The organism is Variovorax sp. PDC80, assembly GCF_900115375.1.
Lineage (GTDB): Bacteria > Pseudomonadota > Gammaproteobacteria > Burkholderiales > Burkholderiaceae_C > Variovorax.
Map to the genome: position 1 here is coordinate 344,912 of NZ_FOWG01000008.1, position 18,072 is coordinate 362,983.

Below are 18,072 nucleotides of genomic sequence, written 5' to 3' on the forward strand. Positions count from 1 at the left end.
GGATCCAGGATGAGCGCCTGCGCCAAGGGTTCGAATCCATTCTGCGCCGCGCGCGCGGCCGCGGCGAGGCCCCAGGCCCCGACCGCGTCGAGCGCAGGGGCAAGCCCCCGCGCCCGACGGTTCGGGGCTACCGTCCGGCGTTGGTGCCGGCCGAAGAAAGCCTCAGCGCGCCAGCACCGGTGCCAGCGCCACGCCCGTGTGCGTGCCCAGCCGCACCACTTCCTCGGGCGCCGCCGCCGCCACCACGCGGCCGCCGCCGTTGCCGCCCTCGGGCCCGAGGTCGACGATCCAGTCGGCCTCGGCGATCAGGTCGAGGTCGTGCTCGATCACCACCACGCTGTGGCCGCCGTTCACCAGCCGGTGCAGCACGTGGATCAGCTTCTCGACGTCGGCCATGTGCAGGCCCACGGTCGGCTCGTCGAGCACGTAGAGCGTGTGCGGCGCCTTCTGGCCGCGGCGCGTGATGTCGTCGCGCACCTTGCTGAGCTCGGTCACCAGCTTGATGCGCTGCGCCTCGCCGCCCGACAGCGTGGGCGAAGGCTGGCCCAGCGTCAGGTAGCCGAGTCCCACGTCCTTGAGCAGCTGCAGCGGATGGCTGATGTTCGGCATGCTCGCGAAGAACTCGACCGCCTCGTCCACCTCCATCTGCAGCACGTCGCCGATGCTCTTGCCGCGCCAGCTCACGGCCAGCGTCTCGGGGTTGAAGCGCGCGCCGTGGCAGACCTCGCAGGGCACCTTCACGTCGGGCAGGAAGCTCATCTCGATGGTGCGCACGCCCGCGCCGTCGCAGGCCGGGCAGCGGCCTTCGCCGGTGTTGAAGCTGAAGCGCGCCGGGCCGTAGCCGCGCGCCTTGGCCTCGAGCGTGTCGGCGAACAGCTTGCGGATGGTGTCCCAGAAGCCGATGTAGGTCGCGGGGCAGCTGCGCGGCGTCTTGCCGATCGGGGTCTGGTCGACCTCGAGCACGCGGTCCACGCTCTGGTAGCCCTCGACGCCCTTGCAGCCGGCCCAGGCCGGGCGCTTGCCCGCGGCATCGGCGTCGCGGCCGGCCTTGGTGCTGCGCTGCTGCACCACCGCCTGCACGTTGGCCAGCAGCACGTCGCGCGCGAGCGTGGACTTGCCCGAGCCGCTCACGCCGGTGACCACCACCAGCCGCTGCAGCGGCACGGTGACCGTCACGTCCTGCAGGTTGTGCATGTCGGCGCCGCGCACCGTGAGCCACTGGCCGTTGTCGGGCGCCTTCGGGTCGGGCGAGGGAATGAGCCGGCGCGCCTGCAGCGGATGCTTGATGGCGTCGCGCAGGTAGCGGCCGGTCTGCGACTCGGCCGCCTGCTCGATGTCGGCCACCGCGCCCTGCGCCACCAGGCGGCCGCCGCGCTTGCCGGCGCTCGGGCCGATGTCGATGATGTGGTCGGCGCGGCGGATCGTGTCCTCGTCGTGCTCCACCACCACCAGCGTGTTGCCCTTGTCGCCGAGCTTGTGCAGCGCGTCGAGCAGGATGCGGTTGTCGCGTGCATGCAGGCCGATGGTCGGCTCGTCGAGCACGTAGCACACGCCCTGCAGGTTGCTGCCGAGCTGCGCCGCGAGCCGGATGCGCTGCGCCTCGCCGCCGGACAGCGTGGGCGCGCCGCGGTCGAGCGTGAGGTAGCCCAGGCCCACTTCCTCGAGGAACTCGAGCCGGCTCTTGATCTCGGGCACCAGGTCGCGCGCGATCTCGGCCTCGCGGCCCGAGAGCGAGAGGTTCTCGAACCAGGTGCGGATGTCGGTCACGCTCATGCGCGCGAGCTCGGTGATGCCGATGCCGCCCTCGCCCCAGCCCGGCGTGCCGGCATGCGCATGGACCGCGCCGCCGCCGAACAGCACCGCGCGCGCGGTCGCATTGAGCCGCGTGCCCTTGCAGGTCGGGCAGGCCACGTCGCCCACGTCCTCGGCGTCGGGTTCGGCGAAGGTCTGCTCGCGTCCCTTCTGGTCGTCGGCCATCACCGAGTCGTCGAAGATCTTGCGCTGTTCCTTGCTGAGCTTGACGCCGGTGCCCACGCAGTCGGGGCACCAGCCGTGCTTGCTGTTGTAGCTGAACAGGCGCGGGTCGAGCTCGGCATAGCTGGTGCTGCAGACCGGGCAGGCACGCAGGGTCGAGAACACGCTGACGCGGCCGATGCCCGCGGCCGTCACGCCGGCCATCATGGCGGCGCGCAGGCCGTCCATCTCGCTGAGCACGTGCACCACGCCCTTGCCGTGCTCGAGCGCCTTCGTGAGCGCCTCGCGCAGCTGGTTCTCGTTCGTGGGCAAGACGTCGAGGCTGGCCACCGGCAGCTCGATGCTGTGCTCCTTGAAGCGGTCGATGCGCGGGAAGCCCGCGGTCGGCAGGAAGTCGCCATCGACGCGCAGGTGCGTGAAGCCGCGCGGCCGCGCCCAGTCGGCCAGCTCGGTGTAGACGCCCTTGCGGTTGCTCACCAGCGGCGCGAGCAGGCCGATGTGCTGGCCCTTGAAGTTGCGCATCAGCTGCGCCGCGATGCTGTCGGGCGTCTGCGGCTGCACGGCCGCGCCGTCCTTCACGCAGTGCTGCACGCCGAGCTTCACGAACAAGAGGCGCAGGAAGTGCCAGACCTCGGTGGTAGTACCCACCGTGCTCTTGCGGCCGCCGCGCGACAGGCGCTGCTCGATCGCCACCGTGGGCGGAATGCCGTAGACGGCATCGACCTCGGGCCGGCCCGCGGGCTGCACGATGCTGCGCGCATAGGCGTTGAGCGATTCGAGATAGCGGCGCTGGCCTTCGTTGAACAGGATGTCGAAGGCCAGCGTGGACTTGCCCGAGCCGCTCACGCCCGTGACCACGCTGAACTTGCCGCGCGGGATGTTGACGCTGAGGTTCTTGAGGTTGTGCTCGCGCGCGTTGACGATCTCGACCGCGTCGGCGCCCGGCGCCTTCTTGGCCTGCGCGATGTAGCGGCGCGCCGCGCGCTCGGCCACCTTGTAGGCGCCGGGGCCGATCGCGAGCTCGTAGTCGGCCAGCGCGGCGCCCGTGAGCGAGGCGCGGTTCTCGCGCAGCTGCTCGGGCGTGCCCTCGGCCACCACCTGCCCACCGCCCTCGCCGCCTTCGGGGCCGAGGTCGATGCACCAGTCGCTGGCGCGGATCACGTCGAGGTTGTGCTCGATCACGATCAGCGAATGGCCGGCGTCGAGCAGCTTGCGCAGCGCGCGCATGAGCCGCGCGATGTCGTCGAAGTGCAGGCCGGTGGTGGGCTCGTCGAACAGGAACAGCGTGCCCTTGCGCGCCACCGCCTGCTTGCTCGAGGTCGCGCCCTTGGCGGCCTCGGCCAGGAAGCCCGCGAGCTTGAGGCGCTGCGCCTCGCCGCCCGACAGCGTGGGCACGGGCTGGCCCAGCTTCACGTAGTCGAGGCCCACGTCGGAGATCGGCTGCAGGACGCGCAGCACGTCGCGGTCGGCATCGAACAGCGCCGCGGCCTCGGCCACGGTCAGCTCGAGGATGTCGGCCACGTTGTAGCTCTTGCCGTGGCGCTCGATGCGCACCTCGAGGATCTCGGGCCGGTAGCGCTTGCCGTCGCAGTCGGGGCAGCGCAGGTAGACGTCCGAGAGGAACTGCATCTCGACGTGCTCGAAGCCCGAGCCGCCGCAGGTGGGGCAGCGGCCGTCGCCCGAGTTGAAGCTGAACTTGCTCGCGGTGTAGCCGCGCTGGCGCGAGATCGGCGCGGTGGCGAAGATCTCGCGGATCGCGTCCCAGGCGCCGACGTAGCTCGCGGGGTTGGAGCGCGCGGTCTTGCCGATCGGCGACTGGTCGACGAACACCACGTCGCCGAGGTGGTCGGCGCCGAGCAGGCGGTCGTGCGCGCCGGGCGTCTCGGTGGCCTTGCCGAAGTGGCGCATCAGCGCGGGCGCGAGCACGTCCTGCACCAGCGTCGACTTGCCCGAGCCGCTGACGCCGGTCACGCAGACCAGGCGCGCGAGCGGGAACTCCACGCTGATGTCCTTGAGGTTGTGCTCGCGCACGCCCTCGAGGATGAGCCGGTGCGTGTTCTCGCTGACCAGCCGCTTGAAGCCCATGCCGATCTTCTTGCGCCCGCCCAGGTACTGGCCGGTCAGCGTGTCGGCGTCGCGCAGCGCGTCGGTGCTGCCGTCGAACACGATCTGGCCGCCGCGCGCGCCGGGGCCCGGGCCCATGTCGATCACGCGGTCGGCCGCGAGCATCACGGCGGGGTCGTGCTCGACCACCACCAGCGTGTTGCCCGCGTCGCGCAGCCGCAGCATGGCCTCGGTGATGCGGTTCATGTCGCGCGGATGCAGCCCGATGCTGGGCTCGTCGAGCACGAACAGCGTGTTGACCAGCGAGGTGCCGAGCGCGGTCGTGAGGTTGATGCGCTGCACCTCGCCGCCGCTGAGCGTGCGGCTCTGGCGGTCGAGCGTGAGGTAGCCGATGCCGACGTCGTGCAGGTAGCGCAGCCGGGTCGTGATCTCCTCGAACAGCAGCTTCAGCGCCTGGGCCTCGCCGGCCGCGCTCGAACGCTGCGCCTCGCCGGCCGTGGCGGTGCCGCCGGCCGTCATGCGGTCGAACAGCTGGCGCAGCCGCTCGATCGGCAGCAGCATCAGGTCATGCAGGCACAGGCCCGGCAGCGCCTCGAGCTGCGCGCGCGTCCACTTCACGCCGATGGGCATGAAGCGCTTCTCGGGCGGCAGCACCGCGTCGGCGTCTTCCTTGCTGCCGATGCGCCACAGCAGGCTTTCGAGCTTGAGCCGCGCGCCCGCGCAGGTGGGGCACGGCGTGTAGCTGCGGTACTTCGACAAGAGCACGCGGATGTGCATCTTGTAGGCCTTGCTCTCGAGGTAGCCGAAGAAGCGGCGGATGCCGTACCACTGCTTGTTCCAGTTGCCCTCCTTGTAGTTGGGCGTGCCCTCGATCACCCAGTGCTTCTGCTCGGCGGTCAGCTTGTTCCATGGCGTGTCGCGCGGAATGCCGGCGGCCTCGGCGTGGCGCATGAGGTCGTCCTGCGCCTCTTTCCAGGCCGGGGTCTGGATGGTCTTGATCGCGCCCGCGCGCAGGGTGAGCTTGTCGTTCGGGATCACGAGGCCGAGGTCGACGCCGATCACGCGGCCGAAGCCGCGGCAGGTGTCGCAGGCGCCGACGGCCGAGTTGAACGAGAACATCGAGGGGATCGGATCGCCGTAGCGGATGTCGCTCTCGGGGCAGTGCAGGCCGGTCGAGAACTTCCACACGTCGGCCACGGCGTTCTCCTCGGCGCCCGTCGCATGCACCGTCACGCGCCCGCTGCCGCGCTTGAGCGCGACCTCGATCGCCTCCACCACGCGCGAGCGCTCGGCGCTCGAGGCGCGGAAGCGGTCGGCCACCACGTCGAGCACCTTGCGCGGACCGGTGGGCGTGGCCACCTCGCGCTCGGCCTGCACGCGCGTGAAGCCGCTGGCTGACAGCCACTGCGTGACCTCGTCGGCCGTGGTGCTCGCGGGCAGCTCGACCGGGAAGGTCACGACCAGCCGCGGATCGCCCGCGGCCGCTGCGCGCTCGACGATCTGCGCATAGATGCTGTCGGGCGAGTCGTGGCGCACCGGCAGCGCCGTCTCGCGGTCGAACAGGTCGGCCGCGCGCGCATAGAGCAGCTTCAGGTGGTCGTTGAGCTCGGTCATCGTGCCGACCGTGGAGCGCGAGGAGCGCACCGGGTTGGTCTGGTCGATGGCGATCGCGGGCGGCACGCCCTCGACCTTGTCGACCGCCGGCTTGTCCATGCGATCGAGGAACTGGCGGGCGTAGGCGGAGAAGGTTTCGACGTAGCGCCGCTGGCCCTCGGCGTACAGGGTGTCGAACACGAGGCTCGACTTGCCCGAGCCGCTGGGCCCGGTGACCACGGTCATCTCGCCGGTGCGGATGTCGAGGTCGAGATTCTGGAGGTTGTGCTGGCGTGCGCCACGGATGCGGATGGAGCCCTGTGTCATGAGTGCCTTGGGGGTGGGGCAAACATTCTAGGGAGTGGTCCATGACGCGCCGGTGCACCCCGCTGTAAGGACGGTGGCCGCGCAGGGGTTTGTCCGAATGGTGGACTTAATACTTTTAGAAACAAATAAGGCGTTGGTTTGCAACGGTGGCAGCGCCATCGCAAAAGAAGGGACGACCACACATGACGAAGAAGCACGGCCGCCTGCGCGCGGCCCTGATCGCGCTCGGCGCGCTGGTCTGGCTGCCCGCGCAGGCGCAGATCCTGATCGGCCAGACCGCCGGCATGACGGGCCCGGTGGCCGCCAGCGTCAACGAGACCATCGGCGGCGCGCAGCTGGTGATCGATGCCGCCAATGCGCAGGGCGGCGTACATGGAGAGAAGATCGAGGTGATCCGGCTCGACGACGGCTTCGACGTCAAGCGCGCGGGCGAGAACGGCCGCGCGCTGATCGAGGACAGGAAGGTGCTCGCGCTCTTCATGAGCCGTGGCACGCCGCATTCGCAGGCCATCATTCCCTGGCTCGACAAGCACGGCGTGGCGCTGATCGGGCCCTCCACCGGCGCGATGGTGCTGCACAAGCCGGTGCAGAAGAACGTGTTCAACGTGCGCGCCACCTACCAGCGCGAGGCCGAGAAGGCGGTGCAGCACCTGCTGACCATCGGCATGGTGCGCATCGCGGTCGTGCACGTGACCGACTCCTTCGGCGCCGATGCGCTCGAGGGCGCGATGACCGGCTTCGGCAAGGCCAAGGCCCAGCCCGCGGCCACCGTGCCGGCCGACCGCGACAAGCCCGACTACGCGGCCATCGTGCCCGCCATCGTCCAGGCCAAGGCGCAGGCGGTGCTGTGGATCGGCTCGGGCAGCGCGGTGGTCGAGGGCATCAAGGCGCTGCGCGCGGCCGGCTCGGCGGCGCAGGTGGTCACGCTGTCGAACAACGCCTCCTCGGGCTTCATCAAGCAGCTCGGCGAGGCCAGCCGCGGCGTGGTGGTCACGCAGGTGTTCCCGAGCGAGCGCTCGATCAGCTACCCGATGGTGAAGGAGGCGATCGCGCTCGCGAAGGCCAAGGGCCAGAACGAGCTCTCGCCCGCGGCGCTCGAGGGCTTCGCCTCGGCCAAGGTGCTGGTGGAGGCGCTGCGCCGCGCCGGCCCCAAACCCACGCGCGCCCGCGTGGTGGCCGCGCTCGATGGCCTGCGCGACTACGACCTCGGCGGCCTCGAGATCAGCTACACGCCGCAGGACCACAGCGGCATCGATTTCGCCGATCTCTCGATCATCAGCGAGGGCCGCTTCAAGCGCTGAAGCGGCGCCTTTCCCTCTCGACCAAGCCGGGCCCAGTGCCCGGCTTTTTGCTTTTGCAAACAACGGTTTGACAGGGTTTGCACGAGGAATCGTATGTCACGTCTAGCTACACATAATTGCATTTGCTGACATGGACACGAATCCTGACGGGAAAGGTTTTGTCGATGAAGAAGAAGAAAAGGATCCCGCGCCTGCGCGCCGCCGCATTGGTGCTCGCACTCGCGGCGACCGGCGCCTCGGCCCAGATCGTGATCGGCCAGTCGGCCGATCTGTCGGGACCGGTGGCGGCCAGCGTGAAGGAGACGATCATGGGCTCGCAGCTGGTCATCGACCAGGTCAACGCCCAGGGCGGCATCAACGGCGAGCAGATCGAGGTCATCCGCATGGACGACGGCCTCGATGCCAAGCGCTCGCTCGAGAACTCGCGCATCCTGATCGAGGACAAGAAGGTGGTCGCGCTGCTGCTCAACCGCGGCACGCCCAACACGCTCGCGGTGATCCCGCTGCTCGACAAGCATGGCGTGCCGCTGGTCGGCCCGTCGACCGGCGCGATGGCGCTGCACAAGCCGGTGCAGAAGAACATCTTCAACGTGCGCTCCACCTACCAGCGCGAGGCCGAGAAGGCGGTGGTGCACCTGCAGACCACGGGCATCCAGCGCATCGCGGTGGTGCAGGCCGACGACTCCTTCGGCAAGGACGGCCTCGAGGGCGCGAACCGCGGCTTCGAGAAGGCCAATCTCAAGCCGGTGGTGATCGCGCTGGCCGACCGCAACAAGCCCGACTTCGCGGCCATCGTGCCGAAGCTCGTCGAGGCGAATGCGCAGGCCGTGCTGTGGATCGGCTCGGGCACCTCGGTGTCCGACGGCGTGAAGGCGCTGCGCGCCGCGGGCTCGGCCGCGCAGGTGGTCACGCTGTCGAACAACGCGGCCTCGGGCTTCATCAAGGACCTCGGCAGCGCGAGCCGCGGCGTGATCATCACGCAGGTGTTCCCCTACGAGCGCTCGTTCGGCAATCCGCTGATCAAGGAGGCCCTGGCGCTCGCCAAGGCCAAGGGCCAGGAAGACCTGTCGCCCGCGCTGCTCGAAGGCTTCGTGGCGACCAAGGTGCTGGTGGAGGCACTGCGCCGCACCGGGCCGAAGCCCACGCGCGCGCGGCTGCTGGCCACGCTCAATGCCTTCCAGTACGACCCGGGTGGCGGGCTCGATATCTCGTTTTCGCCGACCGATCACACGGGCATCGAATACGTCGACCTGTCGATCGTGAGCGACGGCCGCTTCAAGCGCTAGGCAGCGCTTCGGAGATTTACTTCGGCGCGCTCGCAGCGGCAGCCGGCGCAGCAGGCGCCGGCTCGTGCACTTCCACGCCGTGCTTCTCGCCCGACATGTCGACCTTGTCGCCGGCCTTCGAGATCACGTACAGCGCGATGGCCGCGAAGATGGCGAAGCCGACTGCGATTTTCCACATGGGTTCTGTCTCCTGAGAGGGGTGATTGCTGGGTTCAAGAAAAAGGCCTCATGCCGAGGGTCGGCATGAAGCCTCTTTGTTGAACGGAGGACGCGCGGCGCCCTCCTTTCATCGGCGCCGTGGCGCTCAGTCGTGGGCGTAGATGTCCACGTCCTTCGTTTCGCGGATGAACAGCGTGCCGATCACCAGCGTGATGCCCGCGATGATGATCGGGTACCAGAGGCCGTTGTACATGTTGCCGGTGGAGGCCACGATCGCGAAGGCGGTGGTCGGCAGCAGGCCGCCGAACCAGCCGTTGCCGATGTGGTACGGCAGGCTCATCGAGGTGTAGCGGATGCGCGTGGGGAACAGCTCGACCAGCATCGCGGCGATCGGCCCGTAGACCATGGTCACCAGCAGCACCAGCCAGAACAGCAGCAGCACCGTCAGCAGCTTGTTCATCTTCGCGGGGTCGGCCTTGGCCGGGTAGCCCGCGATCTTCAGGTCCTCGGCCACGCCCTTCTTGAAGGCGGCGATCTCCTTGGCGGAGGTCTCGTCGAACTTGAGGTTCACGACGTTGCCGATCGGTGCTTCCACCGTCTTGTCGCCGATCTTCACGACGGCCTTCGAACCCGGCGCGCCGGCCACGTTCTCATAGCTCACCGAGTTCTGCACCAGATAGCGCTTGGCGATGTCGCAGGAGCTGCGGAAGTCGATCTCGCGGGCCACGGGGTTGCCCTGGAACGAGCAGGTCGCGGGGTCGGCGGTCACGGTCACGCCGGCGGTGGCCTGGGCCTTGGCGAGGTCGGGGTTGGCGGCCTCGGTCAGCATCTTGAAGACCGGGAAGTAGGTCACCACGGCCAGCAGGCAGCCGGCCATGATGATCGGCTTGCGGCCGATCTTGTCCGACAGGGTGCCGAAGATCACGAAGAACGGGGTGCCGAGCAGCAGCGCGGCGGCGATCATCAGGTTGGCGGTGGTCGCATCGACCTTGAGCTGCGCGGTCAGGAAGAAGAGCGCGTAGAACTGGCCCGAATACCAGACCACGGCCTGGCCGGCGGTCAGGCCCACCAGCGCCAGGATCACGATCTTCAGGTTCTTCCACTCGCCGAAGGATTCGGCCAGCGGCGCCTTCGAGGTCTTGCCCTCGGCCTTCATGCGCTGGAACGCGGGCGATTCCGACAGCGACAGGCGGATCCACACCGAGATGCCCAGCAGCAGGATCGAGACCAGGAACGGAATGCGCCAGCCCCAGTCGTTGAACACCGCTTCGCCCAGGCCTTCGCGCACGCCCAGGATCACGATCAGGCTCAGAAACAGGCCGAGCGTGGCCGTGGTCTGGATCCACGAGGTGTAGGCACCGCGCTTGCCGTGCGGCGCGTGCTCGGCCACGTAGGTGGCGGCACCGCCGTACTCGCCGCCGAGCGCGAGGCCCTGCAGCATGCGCAGCGCGATCAGGATCACCGGCGCCGCGACGCCGATGGTCGCGTAGCTGGGCAGCAGGCCGACGATGAAGGTCGACAGGCCCATGATCAGGATCGTGACCAGGAAGGTGTACTTGCGCCCGATCATGTCGCCGAGCCGGCCGAACACGATGGCGCCGAACGGACGCACCAGGAAACCGGCCGCGAAGGCCAGCAGCGCGAAGATGAAGGCCGCGCCCGCATCGAGGCCGCTGAAGAACTGCTTCGCGATGATCGCCGCGAGCGAACCGTAGAGGTAGAAGTCGTACCACTCGAACACGGTTCCCAGCGAAGAAGCGAAGATGACCTTCTTCTCCTCCGCCGACATGGGCCGGGGGGCCGGATGCGGCACTCCCCGTGAATCTAGTGTGGCTGCCATTGATCGTCTCCTGTGTATGCGTTCATGCGGCGCCCGAATTCGGGACCGTGGGGCATTCTTGGAGGCGCGACTGACCCGAGCCTTTCGCGAAACTGAACGGGCGCTTACGGATTAAGGTGAAACCCTCGACGCACGTTTCAGCCTGTAAGAAATGCAGCGTCGGTGCTGCGGATGCTCAGTTTTTGCTGCTGCGCAGCAGGGCCGGACGCTGGTCGGCCTCGGCCCATTGCGGCCCGTCGAACCAGGCATCGCCCGCGAGGTAGGCGCGCAGCATCGCGAGGCCGTCGAAGCCCCAGAACAGCCGGCCGTCGACCGCATAGGCCGGCGTGCCGAACACGCCGAGCGCGATCGCGTCCGCGGTGTTGCGCTGGAGCAGGGCCTTGCTCTCGTCGCTGCCGGCATCGCGACGCGGTTGCAATTGCGCGGTGAGCGCGGCCAGCCGCGCGGGATCGGCCGCCTCGAGGCCGCCGCGCCAGACGTGGCGAAAGACGGTCTCGGCCACCAGCCGGCTCACGCGGCCGTCGTCGCAGGTGGAGAGCGCGAGCCGCAGGTGCGCGAGCGGGTTGTAGGGGTGCGAGGCCGGCATCGCGATCTCGATGCCGTGCTGGTGGCCCAGCCACAGCACGTGGCGGTAGGTCCAGCCGCGCTTGGCGGGAATCTCGGCCGGCCCGAGCTGGCCGTGCGCCTTGAGCACCGCGCCCAGCAGCACCGGGCGGTAGTCCACGCTGTAGCTCAGGCCCTCGAGCGTTTGCGGCAGCTGCTCGAACGCGAGGTAGGCATAGGGCGAGATGAAGTCCAGGTAGAAGTCGATGTGCTTCATGCGTCGATGTCTCCGATGGCCGGCGCCCGCCAGATGCCGGCCCGGGCCCGCCACTCTATCGCGCGCCAGACCTGCCGCCGCTCGTCGTCCTCCATGCGGCTCCAGCCCGCGATCTCGGGGATGGTGCGCAGGCAGCCCTCGCAGAAGCCGCTGAGCCGGTCCATGCGGCACACCGAGCTGCAGGGCGAGGGCACCGGCTCGGCCAGCCCCCGCAGTTCGGCGGCGCGGTCGGCCAGGGCCTGCGCTTCGGCGACGTTCACGCCGCGGCCACCACCACGTCGGCCACCGGCGCGCCCGTGAGCGTCTCGAGGTCGTGCGGACGCAGCTGGAACACCGCATGCGGATGGCCCGCGGCGGCCCAGATCTCCTCGAAGCGGAACAGCTCGCGGTCGATCAGCACCACCGGCTTCGTGACATGGCCCACGGGCGACACGCCGCCGATGGTGAAGCCGGTGCGCGCCTTCACGAAGTCGGCGTCGGCGCGGCCGGTCTTGCCGACGATCGCGTCGACCTTCTTCTCGTCGACGCGCTTGTCGCCCGAGGTGATGACCAGCACCGCGACCTCGTCGCTCTTGCGCCGGAAGATGATGCTCTTGGCGATCTGGCCGACCGCGATGCCGAGCGCGTCGGCCGCCTGCTGCGCGGTGCGGCAGGCGTCGTCGAGCATGCGCGGCGCATGCGGATGGCCGGCGTCCTGGAGCACGCGCGCGACGCGCTGGACACCGTCGGGAAGGGAATGGAGTTCGGAGCCGCACATGGCTTGGGTCTTCGGAGGTTCGTGGGGGCGTGCGCCCCGCGTTGCAGGCACCCGAGCATACGAAAAAGCCCCGGGCCCCGGCGCCGCCGCCGCGCGGCCACCCTTTCGAGCACCGCACCAATGCGGACAGCGCCGCACCGCGGCCGCGCCACTTTGGGTGCGATTGCGGTGCGCGCACGAGCCGCCACCGGTCTTTTTCGGCGGCATGGATATTGCTCGACCCCATCGCGGACCTCCCGGCCTGGGTGGGTTCGCAGTGCCTCCGCTAACGACGGCGGGGTTCGAGCGAGCCGATGGCGATGAGCCGCCGGATTCGTTTGTCCATCCGATTATTCGCATCCGTTCCGTCGCGGAGGCCTCCTGCCGCTGTCGCCCCGACAGCCCCGGTGGCCTGCATCCGAGGACCGGCTGCCCCCGCAGGACCTCAGCATGAAAATCGCAGTCATCGGCCACGGCATGGTCGGCCACAAGTTCCTCGAGCAGCTCCACGCGCTCGGCATTCCCGGCGCGGAAGTCACCGTCCTGTGCGAGGAGCCCCGGCCGGCCTACGACCGGGTGCACCTGTCCGAATTCTTCGCGGGCAAGACGGCCGAAGACCTCTCGCTGGTCGAGCCCGGCTTCTTCGAGCGCAGCGGCTTCACGCTGCGCCTCGCGGCGCGCGCGGTGGCCGTCGAGCGGCGCAACAACACCGTCACCACGGCCGACGGCGAAGTCGTGGCCTACGACAAGCTCGTGCTGGCCACCGGCTCCTTCCCCTTCGTGCCCGCGGTGCCCGGGCGCGACCGGCCCCACTGCTTCGTCTACCGCACCATCGAGGACCTCGAGGCGATGAAGGAATGCGGCGCGCGCTCGCGCAGCGGCGTGGTGGTGGGCGGCGGCCTGCTCGGCCTCGAATGCGCGAAGGCACTGCGCGACATGGGCCTCGAGACCCACGTGGTGGAGTTCGCGCCGCGGCTGATGGCGGTGCAGGTCGACGAGGGCGGCGGCCGCGCGCTGCGCGAGAGCATCGAGGCGCTGGGCCTGCACGTGCACACCGGCCGCAACACGGTGGAGATCGTCGACGGCGCCGCCGCGCGACATCGCATGGTGTTCGCCGACGGCAGCTACCTCGAGACCGACATGATCGTGTTCTCGGCCGGCATCCGCCCGCGCGACGAACTCGCGCGCCAGTGCCTGCTGGCCGTGGGCCCGCGCGGCGGCGTGGCGGTCGACGACCACTGCCGCACCAGCGACCGCAACGTCTACGCCATCGGCGAATGCGCCTCGTGGAACGAGCAGACCTTCGGCCTGGTCGCGCCCGGCTACGACATGGCGCGCGTGGCGGCGCGCCACATCGCGGGCGAGCACGAGGCCGCCTTCACCGGCGCCGACATGAGCACCAAGCTCAAGCTGATGGGCGTGGACGTGGCGAGCATCGGCGACGCGCACGGCAGGACGCCGAAGTCGCGCGCCTACCAGTTCATCGACGAGCGCAAGAAGGTCTACAAGAAGATCGTCGTCAGCGAGGACGGCAAGCTGCTGCTCGGCGCGGTGCTCGTGGGCGACGCCGCCGAATACGGCACCCTGCTGCAGATGGCGCTCAACGGCATCGCGCTGCCCGAGGATCCCGAGTTCCTGATCCTGCCCTCGAGCGACGGCAAGGCGAAGCCGGGCCTGGGCGTCGAGGCCCTGCCCGACAGCGCGCAGATCTGCTCGTGCAACGACGTCAGCAAGGGACAGATCTGCGAGGCCGTGGGCCAGGGCGCCTGCACCCCGGCCGCGATGAAGGCCTGCACCAAGGCCGGCGCCACCTGCGGCGGCTGCGTGCCGCTGGTCACGCAGGTCATGAAGATGGAGATGGCCAGGCGCGGCATGGCCGTCGACAACCACCTCTGCGAGCACTTCCCCTATTCGCGCCAGGAGCTCTACCACCTGATCCGCGTGGGCGAGATCCGCAGCTTCGCCGACCTGCTCGCCAGGCACGGCAAGGGCCTGGGCTGCGACATCTGCAAGCCCGTGGCCGCGAGCATCTTCGCCTCGTGCTGGAACGAGTTCGTGCTCAAGAAGGACCTGGCCGCGCTGCAGGACAGCAACGACTACTTCCTCGGCAACATCCAGAAGGACGGCACCTATTCGGTGGTGCCGCGCATGCCGGGCGGCGAGGTCACGCCCGACGGTCTCATCGCGGTCGGCCAGGTGGCGAAGAAGTACGGCCTCTACACCAAGATCACCGGCGGCGCGCGCGTGGACATGTTCGGCGCGCGCGTCGAGCAGCTGCCCGCGATCTGGGAGGAACTGATCGCGGCCGGCTTCGAGTCGGGCCATGCCTACGGCAAGTCGCTGCGCACGGTGAAGAGCTGCGTCGGCTCGACCTGGTGCCGCTACGGCGTGGACGACAGCGTGGGCCTCGCGGTCGAGCTCGAGAACCGCTACAAGGGCCTGCGCGCGCCGCACAAGATCAAGTTCGGCGTCTCGGGCTGCACGCGCGAATGCGCCGAGGCGCAGGGCAAGGACGTGGGCGTGATCGCCACCGACAAGGGCTGGAACCTCTACGTCTGCGGCAACGGCGGCATGAAGCCGCGCCATGCCGAGCTGCTCGCGAGCGACCTGTCGAAGGCCGAGCTGATCCGGCTGATCGACCGCTTCCTGATGTTCTACGTGCGAACCGCCGACCGGCTGCAGCGCACCAGCACCTGGCGCGAGAGTCTCGAGGGCGGCCTCGACTACCTCAAGGGCGTGCTGCTGCGGGACACGCTGGGCCTCCACGCCGAGCTCGAGACCCAGATGCAGGCCGTGGTCGACACCTACCAGTGCGAGTGGAAGACCGCCGTCAACGACCCGGCCACGCGCCAGCGCTTCCGCTCCTTCGTCAACAGCGACAAGCCCGACGAGCACATCGTGTTCGTGAGCGAGCGCGGCCAGAAGCGGCCGGCGCGCGCCGAGGAGCGCACCGAGGCCGCCGACGTCTCGATGGCCTGAAGAACGACAACGAAAGAGGAAGCCCCATGACCCCGCAAGACCTGCACTGGACCGCCGTGTGCGCGGCCACCGACATCCTGCCCGATACCGGCGTGTGCGCGCTGGTCGAGGGCGTGCACGTGGCGATCTTCCGCGTCGGCCGCGAGGCCACGCTCTACGCCATCGACAACGTCGACCCGAAGGCCGGCGCCAGCGTGCTCTCGCGCGGGCTGGTCGGCAGCCTCGGCGACCGCGTCGTGGTCGCCTCGCCGCTCTACAAGAACCACTTCGACCTGCGCAGCGGCGAATGCCTCGAGGCGCCCGAGCATTCGGTGCGCGCGCATGCGGTGCGCGAGCACGAGGGCCGCGTGCTCGTCGCGCTGGCCTGAGGCGCGCGCCCCTTCCCCCTGCATTCCATTTCTTCCCAAGGATCCCCATGGCCTATCTAGCCCCCGCCGAGTTCGTCACCAAGATGGTCGATGCCGGCGAATCCAAGCTGCTGATGTCCACGCGCGACACGCTGATCCGCTCGTACATGGCGGGCGCCATCCTCGCGCTGGCGGCGGCCTTCGCGGTCAGCATCACGGTCAACACCGGCAATGCGCTGGTCGGCGCGATGCTGTTCCCGGTCGGTTTCATCATGCTGTACCTGCTGGGCTTCGACCTGCTGACCGGCGTCTTCACCCTGGCGCCGCTCGCGGTGCTCGACAAGCGCCCCGGCGCCACCTGGGGCGGCGTGATGCGCAACTGGGGCCTGGTGTTCGTCGGCAACTTCGCGGGCGCGCTCACGGTCGCGGTGTTCATGGCGATCATCTTCACCTTCGGCTTCAGCGAGGCGCCCAACGCCATCGGCGAGCGGCTCGGCCACATCGGCGAGGGCCGCACGGTCGGCTACTCCGCGCACGGCGCGGCCGGCATGCTGACGCTGTTCATCCGCGGCGTGATGTGCAACTGGATGGTGTCGACCGGCGTGGTCGCGGCCATGATGTCGACCACCGTCTCGGGCAAGGCGATCGGCATGTGGATGCCCGTGATGATCTTCTTCTACATGGGCTTCGAACATTCGATCGTCAACATGTTCCTGTTCCCCACCGGCCTGATGCTCGGCGGCAAGTTCACGCTGATGGACTACCTGATCTGGAACGAGCTGCCCACGGTGATCGGCAACCTGGTCGGCGGCCTGAGCTTCGTCGGCCTCACGCTCTACGCCACGCACTACAAGACGGCGCCCAAGCGCGTCGCGGGCTGATCGCGCTCCCATGGCCGCCAGGCGCCAGGCGCCGCGCGTCACGCTGGGCCAGCACTCGCTGGCCGGCGTCGGGTCGGCGGTCAACCAGGACTTCCATGGCGCGATGCTGCCCGAAGGCGCGCAGCGCGCCGCCAAGGGCATCGCGCTGGCGCTGGCCGACGGCATCGGCTCGAGCCGCGTGAGCCAGGTCGCGAGCGCGGCCGCCGTGCGCGGCTTCCTCGAGGACTACTACGCCACCTCCGATGCCTGGTCGGTGCGCCGCGCGGCGCAGCGCGTGCTGGGCGCCACCAACTCCTGGCTGCATGCACAGACCATGCGCAGCGACGCGCGCTTCGACAAGGACAGCGGCTATGTCTGCACCTTCAGCGCGCTGATCCTCAAGGGCCGCGAGCTGCACCTGCTGCACGTGGGCGATGCGCGCATCTACCGCGTGCATGCGAGCGCGCTCGAGCAACTCACCGACGACCACCGCGTGCATGTCTCGTCGGTGGAGTCGTACCTGGGCCGCGCGCTGGGCGCGGGCCCGAACGTCGAGATCGACTACCGCTGCTGGGAGGCCGAGGCCGGCGAGGTCTACCTGCTGGCCACCGACGGCGCGCATGCGCACCTCGATGCCGCCGCCGTGAACGACGCGCTGGTGCGCTGCGCCGGCGACCTCGACGCGGCCGCGCTGCGCCTGGTGCAGATCGCCCGCGCGCGCGGCGGCGAGGACGATGCCACCGTGCAGCTGCTGCGCATCGACGAACTGCCCGCGCCCGACGCGTCGGCGCTGCCGCTCGATCGCGAAGGGCTCGCGCTGCCGCCGCCGCTGGCGCCGCGCGACCGCTTCGAGGGCTTCACGCTGGTGCGCGATATCCACCTGAGTTCGCGCAGCCACGTCTACCTCGCCACCGACGACGCCAGCGGCCGCCCCGCAGTGCTGAAGCTGCCCTCGGTGGACCTGCGCGAGGACGCCGCCTACCTCGACCGCTTCGTGCTCGAGGAATGGGTGGCGCGACGCATCGACAGCCCGCACGTGCTCAAGGCCTGGCCGCTGGAGCGCGCGCGCGGCCACCTGTTCGTGGCGATGGAATACGTGGAGGGCCAGACGCTCGCCCAGTGGATGGTCGACCACCCGCGGCCCTCGCTCGACAGCGTGCGCGCCATCGTCGCGCAGCTCGCGCGCGGCCTGCAGGCCATGCACGGCAAGGAGATGCTGCACCAGGACCTGCGGCCCGAGAACGCGATGATCGACCGCGCGGGCACGGTCAAGCTGATCGACCTGGGCGCCACCCACGTGGCCGGGCTCGACGACGGCGGCGACGAGCCGCGCGCGCTCGCGATCGAGGGCACGCCGCAGTACACCGCGCCCGAGTACTTCACGGGCCAGGGCGGCACGGCGCGCTCCGACCTGTTCTCGCTGGCCGTGATCGCCTACCGCATGCTGAGCGGCCAACTGCCCTACGGGCTGCAGGCGTCGCGCATCCGCAGCGCGGCCGATGCCCATCGCCTGCGTTATGTGCCGCTGCGCCAGTTCCGGCCCGAACTGCCGGCCTGGGTCGACGCGGTGCTGCACAAGGCGCTGCATCCGCAGCCCGCGAAGCGGCAGCAGGCGGTGTCGGAGTTCGCGCACGACCTGCAGTCACCGGGTGCCGAGTTCCTGCGCGCGCGAGCGCCGGCGCTGATCGAGCGCCGGCCGGTGCTGTTCTGGCAATGCACCACAGTGCTGCTGGCCGTGGCGGTGGTGGTGCTGCTGGGCCTGCGCGCCTTCGGGCGCTGAAGACGC

12 protein-coding genes are annotated in these 18,072 nt (G+C 69.6%); 6 read left to right on the forward strand and 6 right to left on the reverse strand.

Annotated elements, in window-relative coordinates:
- Window positions 1-162 precede the first annotated feature (162 nt).
- Entirely contained in the window at window positions 163-5,958 is a 5,796-nt protein-coding gene (gene uvrA, locus BM109_RS23940; RefSeq protein ID WP_093348138.1) for an excinuclease ABC subunit UvrA, read from the reverse strand.
- 182 nt (window positions 5,959-6,140) lie between these two features.
- On the opposite strand from uvrA, the gene BM109_RS23945 reads away from it, so the two are divergent.
- Both BM109_RS23945 and BM109_RS23950 read left to right on the forward strand, forming a co-directional pair.
- Entirely contained in the window at window positions 6,141-7,259 is a 1,119-nt protein-coding gene (locus tag BM109_RS23945; RefSeq protein ID WP_093348140.1) for an ABC transporter substrate-binding protein, read from the forward strand.
- Window positions 7,260-7,423: 164 nt separating this feature from the next.
- Window positions 7,424-8,545, forward strand: coding sequence for an ABC transporter substrate-binding protein (locus tag BM109_RS23950; protein WP_093348404.1), 1,122 nt, complete (start codon window positions 7,424-7,426; stop codon window positions 8,543-8,545).
- A 16-nt stretch (window positions 8,546-8,561) separates the two neighbouring features.
- Here the strand turns inward: BM109_RS23950 and BM109_RS41305 are convergent, their stop codons facing one another.
- The 5 genes from BM109_RS41305 to BM109_RS23970 all read right to left on the reverse strand — a co-directional run bounded on the left by BM109_RS41305 (window position 8,562) and on the right by BM109_RS23970 (window position 12,121).
- Window positions 8,562-8,723, reverse strand: coding sequence for a hypothetical protein (locus BM109_RS41305; RefSeq protein ID WP_172705265.1), 162 nt, complete (start codon window positions 8,721-8,723; stop codon window positions 8,562-8,564).
- Window positions 8,724-8,849: 126 nt separating this feature from the next.
- Window positions 8,850-10,544 carry an MFS transporter gene (locus BM109_RS23955; RefSeq protein ID WP_093348143.1) on the reverse strand — a complete coding sequence of 565 codons (1,695 nt, stop codon included), beginning with the start codon at window positions 10,542-10,544 and terminating at the stop codon, window positions 8,850-8,852.
- Window positions 10,545-10,719: 175 nt separating this feature from the next.
- Window positions 10,720-11,364, reverse strand: a complete 645-nt coding sequence (locus BM109_RS23960; protein WP_093348146.1) for a 2-hydroxychromene-2-carboxylate isomerase — start codon at window positions 11,362-11,364, stop codon at window positions 10,720-10,722.
- Entirely contained in the window at window positions 11,361-11,624 is a 264-nt protein-coding gene (locus tag BM109_RS23965; RefSeq protein WP_093348148.1) for a DUF1289 domain-containing protein, read from the reverse strand. Before BM109_RS23965 ends, BM109_RS23960 begins: the two co-directional genes overlap by 4 nt.
- Window positions 11,621-12,121 (reverse strand): YbaK/EbsC family protein, encoded by a 501-nt coding sequence (locus tag BM109_RS23970; protein WP_093348151.1) that lies wholly within the window; start codon window positions 12,119-12,121, stop codon window positions 11,621-11,623. Before BM109_RS23970 ends, BM109_RS23965 begins: the two co-directional genes overlap by 4 nt.
- Before the next feature lie 429 nt (window positions 12,122-12,550).
- On the opposite strand from BM109_RS23970, the gene nirB reads away from it, so the two are divergent.
- From nirB to BM109_RS23990, 4 genes are read left to right on the forward strand one after another with little or no spacing between them, the layout of a single operon-like run.
- Complete coding sequence (gene nirB, locus BM109_RS23975) at window positions 12,551-15,079, forward strand: nitrite reductase large subunit NirB (protein ID WP_093348153.1); 2,529 nt, start codon at window positions 12,551-12,553, stop codon at window positions 15,077-15,079.
- A gap of 26 nt (window positions 15,080-15,105) precedes the next feature.
- Complete coding sequence (nirD, locus tag BM109_RS23980; protein WP_093348156.1) at window positions 15,106-15,447, forward strand: nitrite reductase small subunit NirD; 342 nt, start codon at window positions 15,106-15,108, stop codon at window positions 15,445-15,447.
- A 47-nt stretch (window positions 15,448-15,494) separates the two neighbouring features.
- Window positions 15,495-16,307 carry a formate/nitrite transporter family protein gene (locus BM109_RS23985; RefSeq protein ID WP_093348160.1) on the forward strand — a complete coding sequence of 271 codons (813 nt, stop codon included), beginning with the start codon at window positions 15,495-15,497 and terminating at the stop codon, window positions 16,305-16,307.
- Window positions 16,308-16,317: 10 nt separating this feature from the next.
- Window positions 16,318-18,066, forward strand: a complete 1,749-nt coding sequence (locus BM109_RS23990) for a bifunctional protein-serine/threonine kinase/phosphatase (RefSeq protein WP_093348162.1) — start codon at window positions 16,318-16,320, stop codon at window positions 18,064-18,066.
- Window positions 18,067-18,072 lie beyond the last annotated feature (6 nt).